The sequence below is a fragment of the Brucella lupini genome (assembly GCF_002252535.1).
Classification (GTDB): domain Bacteria; phylum Pseudomonadota; class Alphaproteobacteria; order Rhizobiales; family Rhizobiaceae; genus Brucella; species Brucella anthropi.
Genome location: NZ_NNRN01000061.1, coordinates 1 through 13,022, shown reverse-complemented (window position 1 = coordinate 13,022; position 13,022 = coordinate 1). Strand labels below are relative to the sequence as shown.

Here is a 13,022-nt window from a genome sequence, read left to right as displayed (position 1 = left end):
TATCAGGCCACGCTGGGTCAGTTCTCAGTGGCAATCAACAGTCAGGCGGTGAAAACCCGCGGATGAGAGTATGATAACCATCGGTTCAGACTGTCATCTCCAGCACCGTGCACAGGCTACATCAAATTGACACCCCGTGGGAGCGGGGTAGATTAAATGTGTCCGGAAAACCTAAATCGCTCATGAGAGAGGGTGTCATTTCGCCCCCTACCTGAACCGACCCCAAAGTGCGCGCGATCAAATCGGAATGATGCGCGCCATCAGATTGGAATACGTGCGCGCGATCGTCGGAATCCGCAAGGCGATGTGGACAGTGCTGATAACACTATCCATGAGTGGTCGTATCGGGTGGCAATGACGCGGTTGATATTTAGTCCGCCAAACATCCGTTCGATTAAGTTGTGCTGTTTGTACAGCATGCGATCATCTTCAATCTTCACGCGGCGCTTTCATCTACCAGGAATGATGGGCTTGATATTGCGACAGTCAAGTTCACCACGAATAGCATATGTGTCATCACCCTTGTACTCAAGAAGCCTCTGTGGCGTTCAATTGGGTAAGCCGATCAAAGTCTCATAAGACATGCAATCTAAGCTTGACTTTGTACATTGTACTGCGAAGCAGAGTGCCAGAGCCATGCGTTTTAGTCGCCCTGTTGGTATATTAGGAGCACCTCGGTTTGACGTGGAGTGTCGATAAATCCAGGGCACTTACGCGGTGTCGCTTTCAGATTATTGGCGAGGGCCGTCAAATGCGCCTGACTGACCTTCGCCAAGTCAGTATTGCCGAGGAAGTACGACTGAATGTGCTTTTCGATGTTCTCAATTGCACACTTCTGCCATGATAAGTTTGGATCGCTAAGCCAGCTTCTCGTCGCAAGCAGCAGTTTAAGCACTTGGGGCATAGCGGCGTCCAAGGTTAAGAACTACTCCATTCAAATCGAATTTTTGGCAAAATAAACTGCTTATCGCTGTATAAATCGAAAGCAGTATTTCTGCTTTGGCAATGCAAGGCTTTAATCAGGTGCAGGTCAGTCAGTTGCGTTTACCCAGGCCGCTGGTGGTTCTGTCGGCACCTCCTGGCCCAGCGTCTCATAGATTTTGCCAAGGATGTGACGCCCGTGGGAGACGAGGTCCTCTCTTATTGCGTTGCGTGCACCAAGACTATCCTTTGCCCGAATGGCAGCAATCATCTTATAATGAGGATGTCTTAGTCCCAGCTTGGGCGCATCATCAGTGTGCAGAAACCTAAGCGAAGGTCCACACAGCAACCAAAGTGAACGCAACAGGCCTTCTAAAACAGGCATGTTCGCACTACTGATCACAGCGAAATGGAACTGCTCATTGATTTCCAGTGCAAGATGCGTCAATCCTTTCGTGCGTGCGTCCTCCAGTTGCTCGTGAAGTACTTCCAGCTCCCGTGCCGCCGCCTCGCCCCCTACAGCAGCGGCATATGATGCCGCCCTACCCTCGAGGTCAATGCGTAATGAGATAATCTCGATGAATCGAACAGGATCGGGTTCTGGTAGGGCTGCGGCACCCCGCTCGTCCATGACCAGAATGCCGTCCGACATCAACCGGTGTACGGCATCTCGCACAGGAGTGGGACTAACGCCCATCTCTTCAGCCAAAGTGCGATAGATAAGCTTTTGCCCCGGAGCGAGTTGACCGCTCATGATCGCGACCCGTAACCGAACATAAATCTTGTCCGCCAAGCTTTCATGATGGATTGTGCCTAAGAGCACATCTGGACTGGAGCTTGTTTTCTGCACATAACACCTGCTTGATTGTGTTTGAAGTCGCAAGCGTTAAAATCCTAACGCGCCCACTTCAACCAATATGGGCTGTAGATAACATTTGTTCCCGCCCACGAATAGCGGCTGCGCGAACTTTATAAGACTAAACGATAAGTTTCGACCGCTGTATCATGAAATAAGGCCCTTCGCTCATTCACAGAAGCGCCACTTGCAATCCTTTGGAAAGCATTCCAGCAGACTGAGTAAGAGTACGACCCTTTGTCGACCGGGAAGTTGCTTTCAAACATGCAGCGGTCCACCCCCATTAGTTCGATAGCCGTCTCGATCCAAGGTCGCCAATCCTGCGCAAGTTGCAAGGAAGTCGGTGGTCGCTCACCGAGGTGATATCTGCCAAAACCTATCCTCATTCCTAACCCGCCGAGTTTTAGTCGCACATTGGGCATTTCGGCAAGAGAAGCCAATCCCTTGCGCCACTCTGAAAAAACCTCGTCGCGCATCCCCGCATTTGCCCCCGCGCCGATAATTCCACCAAGGTGATCGAGCACCAGCACCACTTCCGGATAAGCCCGGGCGAGTTCGGCAAACTCTGCCAGTTGGGTGTGATAGACCCACGCGTCGAAGCTCACCCCGAACTCCCCAAGCCGCGCAAAACCGGACCTAAAGGCTTGATCGCTCAGCAGCCCAGGCGGAGGCAGGATAGATGTGGTTCTGAATGCCGGATCAGGATGCCAGACCGCGCTCTGGCGAATACCACGAAACCTACCGCCGCCACGTTCGAGGTGCAGTTGCAGCAGTCTGTCTACCTTCTCAGGCGCCATTCGTAAATCAGCATAGCCGATTATACCTGCTGCTATGCGGCAAGTACCGAAATCTCCGCTCTCCGCGACAGCCGCAACCCCGGCAGCGAATTCCGTTTCTCCTGCCGGCCTCAACTCATCGGGACCGAAGCCACGCCACATTGAGCGGCATTCAACAAAAACAGTGGCAACGATGTTGTGGCTAGCCGTAACATCCTCCAGGCACTCATCATACATGTAGCGCCCACGGGAGCCCTGCCACAGATGATGATGCGGATCGATTATAGGCTGATCAGGATCCACTGCGGTTTCGGGCTCCAACGCGAGCCAGTCGGGTCGCACAGCGACATGTAGAGCCGCCTGTTGCGCAGGATCCACCCGTTCGACCTGTTGTTTCTGCGCAAATACGTCGGGGAGATTGCACATGTCAGGCTACCTCAAGCCATTTGCGGCGAATGTCGCTGCGAGTTTCCATTTCTGCGGCGGCTCCGGAGAAGACAATGCTGCCATGACCCATTACCATCACATCGCTGGCAACTCGCATCGCCATGCTCATCTTCTGCTCGACAAGAAGAACGCCCACACCCCGCGCTTGGATATCGTGGATTACATCGGCCACTGTATCGACGATCTTGGGGGCCAGTCCCTCAGTCGGTTCGTCGATCAGGATTACCAGTGGATTGGTTAACAAGCTGCGGCAGATGGTCAGCATCTGTTGTTCACCGCCAGACATGAGCCCAGCCAGTTGATTACGCCGTTCCTGCAATCGGGGGAAATATGCGAACATGTCTTCACGGGTCCATTGAGGTGAACCCACTACACCGGGTTGAACGCCCATAGTCAGGTTCTCGTCCACTGTCAGATTAGCAAAAACCTGACGCTCTTCAGGAACGTAGGCGAGTCCCGCTTTGCAGATTCGGTCTGCCTGAGAATTTCTTATCTCACGTCCTGCAAGCAGGATCGAGCCGTGAGATGGCGCTAAAAGTCCCATCATCGCCTTGAGTAAAGTCGATCGCCCCGAGCCATTGCGCCCCAGAAGCGCAGTTACGTTCGGCGTTGGCATGGTGAAATTGACGCCATGCAGAATATGGCTCTTATCGTAAAATGCATGGAGTCCGCTGACTTTAAGAAGCATCAGATCACCCCCTCCCCTAAATAAGCTGTTTGAACCTCCCGGTCGGTGCGCACCTCTTCAGGCGTGCCAGTCGCAACGATACGGCCATACACCAAAACCGAAACCTGATCGCAGATGCCGAAAACCACATCCATGTCATGCTCGACCATTATCAGCGTTCGCCCCTCGGTCAAGCGCCTGATTAGAGCAACCATGAAGGCAGTATCCTCACGCGACATTCCCGCAGTTGGCTCATCCAACAGGACGACCGCAGGATCGGTGGCCAGCGTCATGACGATTTCGAGGGAGCGAAGATGCGAATAGGCAAGGTCTCCCGCAATGGTATCCTTATGCTGAGTCAACCGGACCTCTTCCAACAGGGCCATCGCCTCGTCCCGTAGTGCCGTCATGCGGTTGAGCGGCGTCCACAGATTGAAACGTACCCCATGACGAGCCAAAACACCCATCATAACGTTTTCCAAAACCGTTTGCCGGGAATAGACATTGGTGATCTGAAAAGATCGTGAAAGACCCATTCGGTTAATCGCCGACGGAGACAGGCCCGAGATGCGGCGGCCTTGAAGATAAATTGCACCCTCTGTAGGCAGGAGACCTCCGGAGATCAGGTTGAACAGGGTCGACTTCCCGGCACCGTTCGGACCGATAACGGCATGGCGGGAGCCTCTGGCAACTTTCAGATCTACTCCCTGGATTATCGAGAGGCCACTGAAATTCTTCTTTACCCCCTCAAGGGTTAGAATGGGTTCTGCAGAATTCACGCGTTTTCTCCCTCAGCCACGATTTTGCTTGCGTCGGTGCCCGCCCAAACGACGCGACTAAGCGCGGCAGCATGACGTAACAGCACGATCCCAATGCTCAATGCCACCAACGGCACGCCAACCGTCACCGGAGACAACGGGGACCACGTGCGACCGAACATCTCAAAATCGGGCAGTGTTGCCGCTGACGCTACAGCCATCTTATAGGAAGGCGCAAAAAGGATCTCAATTGTGTGTACGATAAAGATAGTACCGGCTGTGATCAGCACTGCACCAAGCAAGAACTGCACATAAGGCAGGAATAGCCTCCTCCAATCCAACTGATAACGCGCCCGGTAATGGCTTTGCAACACCCCGCCAATCCCCTGCGGCGCGAATAGAATGACCAGCACAAAGATCATTCCCTGATAGAACATCCATGCGGTAGTAGCGTTGGAAACCCAGTAACCGAAAAGGGTGAAAACGATCGCACCGACAGCGGGTCCAAGGAAAATAGAGGTCCCGCCAACGAAGGCATACATCACCGCCTGCGAAGAGGTCTGCATGCCGAATATCGTGAAGTTGGCGGTCTCGCTTGACATCGCCGCCAGCCCGCCCGCCACGCCTGTAAACGCAGACGAGATCGCAAAGATCAGCACTTTACTTCGCTCGGGATTATATCCCATGAAGCGTACACGCTGTTCGCTGTCGCGGATCGAGAGTGTCAGTAGCCCAAAAGGCGTGCGCGTCAGGTAGAAAAGCGCACCGACGGACAGCAAAAGCCAGACAAGCGTGAGGTAGTAGACTTCGAGGGTCGAACCGAAGCTGAAGCCAAGCGACGGCATCCGCATTGACGAAATCCCTGCTTCTCCTCCAAAAAAGCCTGTCCAGCGGGGTGCAATTACGTGTAAAAGTTCTGCCAGAGCAAGCGTTATCAACGAGAAATATGCACCGTTCCTTTTTGTTGCAAAATAGCCAAAAACTAGGCCTGTGATCAACCCTACCAGGCCGCCAAAAGCGGGCAGAAGAACAGTAGGAAAGCCCAGACCGCCTTCGACCGCCTGCATCAGATGAAGCGTACCAAACGCACCCAGGCCAAAAAACGCCGCATGTCCGAAGGACAACATGCCCGCTTGTCCGGCTAGCAGGTTGAACGCGGTCGCGAACAACGCCGCCGTCATTGCTGTGATCAGGGTGAACTGAAGGCCTAGGTTAAGGAAGGGAGGCAGTGCGATCAATACGACAAGCGCTGCAGAAACCACAATAAAAGGAATACGCATCGATCAATTCCTTGCGCCAAGAAGGCCTGCCGGACGAGTCAGCAGAACCAGTAGCATGAGAATGAAGGGTACCGCCCCGGACAGTACTGAGATCGGAACAGTCATTAGCCCGCCAACTTCGTTAGCCCAGTCCCCGAGACCTACACCCGCTGCCAGATCCGCGAGGCGGAAATCAATTCCTACTGTTAGTGAGGTCAGAACGCCAATGCCAAGCGAAGCGATGAGCGATCCGGCCAACGACCCTAGCCCACCGATAACGACGACTACAAATACAATCGCTCCGAGCTCAAGTGCCATATTTGGGTTGGTAGGATAAAAAGCTCCTGCAACGGCACCGGCAAGGCCTGCTAGACCTGCACCTAACCCGAAGACGCCCGTAAAGATTGTTGGCACATCGTGGCCAAGTGCCTGCGCCATAGTCGGTGCGCGCTCGGCCGCCCGCACAATTAGTCCTATGCGTGTATGTCTTAGCAAGAGAAAAAGAATCGTGAACATGGCGATCGCCACGAGCGCAATAAACAGCCGGTAGAATGGATAGCTCATTCCAGACAACGTAAATGCCGAAAAATCCAACGCGGACGGCACAGTGTAGTTCACCGGGAAGTTTCCGAAAAAAAGTTTGATAACCTCGTCGATTACCAGTGCAAGACCAAAAGTGAGTAGCAATTCATGGCCATGACCGAAAAGGTGGACCTTCCGCAACAGAAAACGCTCAATCAACATGCCCATGGACGCAACAAGAATCGTTGCGGCGATCACTCCGGCGACAAAACCAAAACGCCCTGAAATTGCAAAGGCCAAATAGGCACCCAGCATGTAAAAGGAGGCATGAGCAAAATTCAGCACGCCCATCATGCCAAAGATGAGAGTCAGACCTGACGAAATCATGAACAACAAAAGCCCGTAGGCTATTCCATTAAGCAAAGAAAAGAGCATGAAATCCATGCGAAATACCTTTCGTATTGTGGCTACTTCCCCGATTATATTGTGGTGGGATCGGGTTGCGTGAAGCTCATGCCGGTCGCTTCATCAAGCAGCTGGATTGCAATGGATAGATTAGCTGATCGGCCGGTACCCGAGCCACGGGCAAAAAGCCCATATCTGTCCCGTCAACCGGATATTTCGCGCCTCGTCCGACTCGCGATACGACAAGTGGGGTGATAAACTGGTGATCCTCAGCGCGCATTGACTGCAAGCCGTTGTCAGCCATGATCTGCGTAGTTTCCATCGCTTTGCCAATGGCGTTCACATCCACCTTTTCGCCCGCTGGCAGTGAGGCGAGCGCGGCAGCGAGAAAGCCCATGCCCACCGTCGCACCGGTCGCGTTATAGACCGGGTAATCGCCCATTTCGGACTTAAAATCTTCAGCAAATTCTGGGTTCAGTTCGCAGTTCGACAGAGTGGCAACGTAATGGCCTTCGGCTGCGAGGCCTGCATTGCCGATATTGCCTGGCTGATCGAGAAAACAGGTGGCAAAACGAACGTTAAGAGACGCGTCCGCACACGCCTTCATCAGCAGTAGCAGATCGTTCGACCAGTTGCCTGTCATCACCGTATCCGCGCCTGACGCCTTTATCCGTGACGCATACGGAGCAAAGTCCTGAATGCGGTTTACGTCATGCAGTACGGCCCCAACAAGCTCGAAGTCTCCTTTGGCTGACTGAGCCTTGACGCCCGCCTCGAATTCTTGACCCCAGCTGTAATCTTGGTTGATCGCAAATACTTTACTGCCAAGGGTGCCTTCGTCCCGCATCACCCTGGTCAACGCCGCCACCGACATAGAAGCAATTGGAAACATGCGGAAATTGTGGAAATGGCACCGCTCTCCGGTCATCGCCAGCGCACCGCTTCCGACATTTATCAACATCACAGGTCGGTCTGGATTACGCAGGTTATGCTTGCGCGTATCCTCTGAAAGCTGCGCGACGATAGCCGAGGATGATCCCATCACGATCAACTGGCAACCGTCGGACACGGCCTGCTGGAACCGGCTCGACGCGCCACTGGAAGTCCCGCCATTATCATAACTGATGAGCTCTACATTCCGGCCGTTGAAGCCCCCCGCCTGATTAATCTTGCGCCGCCCGTACTCGATACCGTTCAGAAACAACATGCCCGACGAGGCTTGTGGTCCTGAAAGCGATTCAATGACTGCTATCTTCAGCGGTTCCGCAGATTGGCTGGCAGGTACCCGTGTTATACAAGCGAAAGTTAGTATCGCTCCAAGAAATCCACGCCGCGACAGAGCGGCCTGAACATTTGCCATTTTCTTCCTCCCCATGTACTAGAGCCGCTACCGGCACGGCCTCCTGAACCGTGCTGGCAACGTGGATCGTGTCATAATCAGGGTCGTTTCATCCTGCAGGTGTCCTGGACAGGATAGATCAGGTTATCGGGCTCAACCGTGGCGATTGGAAGAAAACCCATATCGGTCCCGTCTGCTTTATATTTCGCGTTTTTGTCTACGCGGGTGACCACCAGTGGCATCAAGAATTGGTGATCCTCAATTCGCACCGATTGTGGCCCATAGGCGCTGTCGTAAGAAAAACCTTCTATTGCTGCCACGATCTCAGCGGGCGCGACATCACCTTCACCCTTCACTGACTGAAGCGCGCGCATAATGAACTCCATTGAGACCGAAGCACTAATGTCGTTGTAAGCCGGATAACGCCCATAAGCCTTGCGATATTCTTCGGCAAAGCTCCCATCGCCAATCTCTGGGCTACCCATCGAAGCGTTATAGTGACCCAACGCAGCAAGCCCCGCATTTGCAAGATTGCCAGGCTGATCAAGGTTCGAAGTCGCAAATCGAGCCGAAAGACCCGCGTCCTTCGTCGCTTTCATCAGCAAAAGCAGGTCATTCGACCAATTTCCTGTGATAACCGTATCGGGTTCAGCAATCTTGATCTTTGCCACGTAGGGGGAAAAGTCCTGTATGCGGTTAACATCGTGCAAAGTTTCGCCAACGATTGTGTACCCGCCGGGACCGGCAAGTTCCTCGGTGGCTTTCTGCCAATCTTGGCCCCAGCTGTAGTCCTGGTTAATGGCGTAGACGCGCCCTTCAAGAGCACCAGAGCCTTTCATCGCATTGACCAGTGCTCCTGCCCACATCGATGGTGTGGGATAAAAGCGAAAGGCGTAGTAATGGCAGCGCTGGCCGGTAAGCTCCATCGCACCAGCACCGACGGTGATGAAGACCTTTTCTTTTCCTGGGTTGCGCATGTTGAACTTGCGGACATCATCAGTCAGTTGGCCGGCGATGGCTGAAGACGCTCCTTGGATTACCAAATCCATATTATCGGAGACAGCCTCCTGAAAGCGTTGCGCTGCGCCGGTGGTTGTGCCAGCACTATCATAGACCTTGAAGGTTATCGGTTCACCTCGAAAGCCACCTTGGCGATTAATCTTGCCGATGACATACTCCAAGCCATTGCGAAACATCTCGCCCGATGAGGCTTGTGATCCCGACATCGTTTCGATCATAGCGATGCGCAGCTCGGCATGGGCGGGGTTCGCAATGGGAATTCCGGCAAACATGACACAGGCCAAAAAGCCTAACGGTGAATAAGCACGTCTGAGCATTCCGCCCTTGTTTCTTTCAGTCATTTCCTCATCCTCCCTCAAGGTTGTGATTGTGAAATATATCTAAAGGATCAGGCCCCCATCGATAACGAGAGTCTGCCCGGTGATCATAGGAGCGCCAAAGCCCAGATATACTATCGTTTCGGCAATATCTTCAGATGTGCAACGCCGCGCAAGGGGAGTGCGCTGGATTGAGGCAGCGCGCTGCTCTTCGGTCCATTCGATCTGCCAGGTACTGTCCACGGCACCGGGTGCAACGGCGTTTATACGGACTTCGGGCGCAAGCGAAAGCGCAAGATGCCGGGTCAGGGTTATGATTCCTGCCTTGCTGGCAGCGTAAGCCATACTTGATCCACGCGATGAGAGCGCTGAGACCGACGCTAGGTTCACCACCGATCCGCATGATGCCCTTAGGTGGGGGCCTGCCGCGCGAGTTAGTCGAAACAACCCCACCAGATTCACGTCAAGCACCTGTTGCCACATAGAATCACTGATAGCATCCAGAGCAGAAGGACTAAGTGCCTTACGCCCGCCTGGGGTACCAGCATTGTTCACCAGAAGGTCCAGCCCTCCCAGCAATTTGACAGCCTCTTCGGCCAGGGCCGCTTCATTACCGTCACCGATCGCGTGCTCGATCGCATGAACGTCGCATCCCTGGTTCCTCAACCGTGCAACCTGATCCGCGCCGGCTGGATCACCAGGTAAATGGTTCAGTACCACTCTGCAGCCGGATCTCGCCAGCCGGTCGACTGTTGCAAGGCCAATTCCCGAGGCACCGCCTGTTACAAGTGCGCGGCGGCCCTCTAGGTCATATGTCAACAAACTTTGTTGCATGATAAATCCTGTCGATCTTTCTTTGATGACGCGGCGGTCAAGGCTTCCAGGCGACCGGAGCGCGTGGCTCGATGTCGGTGATGACATCAAGAACCACCGGCCCGGATGATTGGAACGCGGCTTCGAGTGCAGGCTGCAGATCCTCGGCCCTATCAATGCGATACCCCTCAACTCCGAAATTTTTAGCAATCTGGGCAAAATCGAGTGGTCCGAAGAGGCCCAGTTCTTCAGGCGTGCCCGGGGTATCGCCTTGGATTGTGCGGATATTCTCGATGCTTTGTCCGAAGCCACTATTGTTGTTGATGACGAGAACTAAGGGGATGTTATAGCGTCGAGCGGTTTCCAGCTCCGGCAAATGATAATATAGGCCGCCATCCCCAGTAAAGCACACGACCCGGCGGTCCGGCGCAGCACATTGCGCGCCTAGTGCAGCGGGAAATGACCAGCCTAGCGAACCGGCAGCCCGCATATAAGTCTGACCCGCACCGTTCAACTCAATCCCCGTGCAAGTCCAGATGGACGAGAAGCCTGTGTCGGCTACGACAATCCCGGTCTCCGGTAAGGTTGAGGTAAGGTCGCTGAGTATTGACTCAACACGAATGGGACCGCTGCGATCGGCTGCACGCTTCTGGAAATCTTCACGCCATTCAGCTACCAGATTGGACGCCCATGCGGCAAAAGTCCGCTCGCGTTTGCCAGGCTCTCCTAACAACTCAATTAGCCGCCGCAGGCTGCGTTTTGGATCACCACAAATCCCCAATGTATCTGGATAGTTGCGCCCCAGTTCTGTAGGATCAATATCAAGCTGAACGACGGGCGTCGAGAGCTGCGGCACGCGCCAGTCAAGCGTGACCTGATCGCCTGTACGGCAGCCGATATAGAAGACGACATCAGCAGCACCAACAATCTCGTTAGCCGGCGGTGCAGAGTAGTTGCCAACCGTGCCAACTGACAACGGATGACGGGTTGGTATGATCCCCCGAGCCCCCACAGAGGTTGCAACAGGCACACTCAATGCCTCAGCAAGTTCAAGAATTTCGGGGCCTGCGTCCGACTGCACCGCGCCTGTTCCAGCCACGATCACAAGCCTTTCTGCAACCTTTAACCGCGCAAGTGCAGAACTCAGCTCGCTTTCGTCTGCTAACAAGCGGTGCAGCGGCAGTTCAGAGTCAGGTATCCCTGCTGCGGTCGCTGCTTCAACTGTTCCCTTTTCGACGAGCTCGCCCATGTGGCCCTCAACGTCCAGGTGAACAGGGCCGGGAGTTCCGGCCATCGCCGTACGCCATGCATGAGCCAACAGCCGTGGCAAATCTGCTGAATCGTTCACGTCGATGCTTGCCTTGGTCACCGCCTGAAACAGTGGACCATGATCCACTTCCTGGTATGCATTGCGGTGCTGGTACTTCAAATGCTTTCGACCCGTGAAAGCTAAGATTGGTGTCTGCGCCAGCGATGCATCCTGCATCCCAGCGGCCAAATTAGCCGCTCCCACCGATTGCGAAAAGCAGATACCCGGCGTGCCGCGCACACGGGCATAACCATCGGCCATATAGGCTGCTGCCTTTTCGCTGTGTACCAGCACTCTTCGAATGCCTTCATGCTCCATCTCCACCAGTGATCGACGCAAAATAGCGTCGATGAAAAAGACGTGATCGACCCCCCGCGCAGCAAGAGATTTTGCGAGCCAGCTCGCAGCAGTGGTTTTTTTCATAACTTTCCTCCGATGTTTCATCTTTGATACATCAAACATGGAATGTCAACATTGGTTTTCTCTGAATGCCGCTCGTCAGTATCGGCGATCGAGAAAAGGAAATTTTTGCTTAGCTCGACTTTGTACATTAAGCAGCGAAGCAAAGCGCCTCGGCCATTCGTTTGATGCGCCCTGGCCGTATTTTAGGTATGTCGCGGTGAAACGTGGACTGTCGATAAATATCCTGCTCCCATAAAACCATACGAACTGCCCCAATCGCATCAGAGAATGTGCAGTTGGTCTTTTTGTACCATGACGCGGCGTATGGAAGCCTGTTCGGACCGAGTAGATCACACGCCTATAGTGTTACGAGGGTGTAGAATGCCATCAAAGACGGTGTCGTACGCAGAATGGCTTTGTCGTTCCACTGTCTTTGGGTTTCCACACCAAGATGCGCACGGGTCTCGGCAAAAGTGACCTCGATCTGCCAGCGGCGAACGTAGAAGGTAATGATCTCCACAGGATCAAGATCCGTATTCGTACTCATGAAGGCCTGCGGTTCGCGGCGATTGGTTGGATCGCGAACGATTACCCAGCGAATGTGTTTGGGTGGTGTTCCACGTCGATACTGCAATCTGCTCCCATTGGGTCTTTGGGTCCTTGAGAAGAGCCTTTAGTTTTGGCAATGGCTGCCCCTTTTGCGCTGGCCGTCCAAGTGTGTGCTCATGCCTTTGAGCCGGTGCTGCAAAAAGATTAGCATCGAGGCGCAACCGAGTGATAAGCGTAGCTCTGTCTGGAAGTGCTGCGGCCAGTGTATGAACTGCAAAGCTGCTATCGCTGACAAAAATAATCTGGCGACCTGGCAGCCAACGACATATCTGCAGCAGGCCTTGCCTTGCCCAATCGGTCAGCATCTTGTGCCTTCGGAGCATCTTTTGGCTATATCGTTCTGAAGGACATAGGATTGTCAGCACAGGCATCGCTTTGATGCATTTGGCCCAGGGCACCGGTAAAAGAACCATAAAACTCAGCCACCGCAATCCACGGGCCTTGACGAAATGGCCATGGCTGGAACGTACAGGGTCTCGGTATATACCTCGAGCGGCAATACGCTGACCCCAACGCTGTTCTATTGTATCATCCATTCCAATGACAACGGGCCCTTCAGGGGCGTTGTTGCATGAAACGAATTGGTGGCGGGTTCCGATCTT

The 13,022-nt window shown here is 53.8% G+C and carries 12 protein-coding genes; all 12 read right to left on the bottom strand.

Annotation, left to right across the window (positions count from 1 at the left end):
• Positions 1–1,030 precede the first annotated feature (1,030 nt).
• A complete protein-coding gene (locus CES86_RS23460; RefSeq protein ID WP_143851107.1) occupies positions 1,031–1,771 on the bottom strand; it encodes a GntR family transcriptional regulator in 741 nt (246 codons plus the stop codon).
• 119 nt (positions 1,772–1,890) lie between these two features.
• The gene (locus tag CES86_RS23455; protein ID WP_094515548.1) at positions 1,891–2,979 is read right to left on the bottom strand and encodes an amidohydrolase family protein; all 1,089 of its coding nucleotides are present in this window, start codon (positions 2,977–2,979) and stop codon (positions 1,891–1,893) included.
• Position 2,980: 1 nt separating this feature from the next.
• Positions 2,981–3,688 carry an ABC transporter ATP-binding protein gene (locus tag CES86_RS23450; protein ID WP_094515547.1) on the bottom strand — a complete coding sequence of 236 codons (708 nt, stop codon included), beginning with the start codon at positions 3,686–3,688 and terminating at the stop codon, positions 2,981–2,983.
• Positions 3,688–4,446, bottom strand: coding sequence for an ABC transporter ATP-binding protein (locus CES86_RS23445; RefSeq protein ID WP_094515546.1), 759 nt, complete (start codon positions 4,444–4,446; stop codon positions 3,688–3,690). Before CES86_RS23445 ends, CES86_RS23450 begins: the two co-directional genes overlap by 1 nt.
• Entirely contained in the window at positions 4,443–5,705 is a 1,263-nt protein-coding gene (locus CES86_RS23440) for a branched-chain amino acid ABC transporter permease (RefSeq protein WP_094515545.1), read from the bottom strand. Before CES86_RS23440 ends, CES86_RS23445 begins: the two co-directional genes overlap by 4 nt.
• 3 nt (positions 5,706–5,708) lie before the next feature.
• Positions 5,709–6,650: a branched-chain amino acid ABC transporter permease gene (locus CES86_RS23435; RefSeq protein ID WP_094515544.1), complete on the bottom strand. Its 942-nt coding sequence runs from the start codon at positions 6,648–6,650 to the stop codon at positions 5,709–5,711.
• Positions 6,651–6,717: 67 nt separating this feature from the next.
• Positions 6,718–7,971, bottom strand: a complete 1,254-nt coding sequence (locus CES86_RS23430) for an ABC transporter substrate-binding protein (protein ID WP_094515543.1) — start codon at positions 7,969–7,971, stop codon at positions 6,718–6,720.
• A 77-nt stretch (positions 7,972–8,048) separates the two neighbouring features.
• Positions 8,049–9,311, bottom strand: a complete 1,263-nt coding sequence (locus CES86_RS23425; RefSeq protein ID WP_235820018.1) for a branched-chain amino acid ABC transporter substrate-binding protein — start codon at positions 9,309–9,311, stop codon at positions 8,049–8,051.
• A gap of 39 nt (positions 9,312–9,350) precedes the next feature.
• The gene (locus CES86_RS23420) at positions 9,351–10,121 is read right to left on the bottom strand and encodes an SDR family NAD(P)-dependent oxidoreductase (RefSeq protein WP_235820017.1); all 771 of its coding nucleotides are present in this window, start codon (positions 10,119–10,121) and stop codon (positions 9,351–9,353) included.
• A 37-nt stretch (positions 10,122–10,158) separates the two neighbouring features.
• On the bottom strand, positions 10,159–11,832 hold the full coding sequence (locus CES86_RS23415) for a thiamine pyrophosphate-binding protein (RefSeq protein WP_167387148.1): 1,674 nt from the start codon (positions 11,830–11,832) through the stop codon (positions 10,159–10,161).
• A 337-nt stretch (positions 11,833–12,169) separates the two neighbouring features.
• Positions 12,170–12,445, bottom strand: coding sequence for a hypothetical protein (locus CES86_RS28070; RefSeq protein WP_328589828.1), 276 nt, complete (start codon positions 12,443–12,445; stop codon positions 12,170–12,172).
• The coding region (locus CES86_RS28065) for a transposase (protein WP_235820015.1) at positions 12,336–13,022 on the bottom strand (687 nt) is incomplete at its 5' end. The genes CES86_RS28065 and CES86_RS28070, both read right to left, overlap by 110 nt.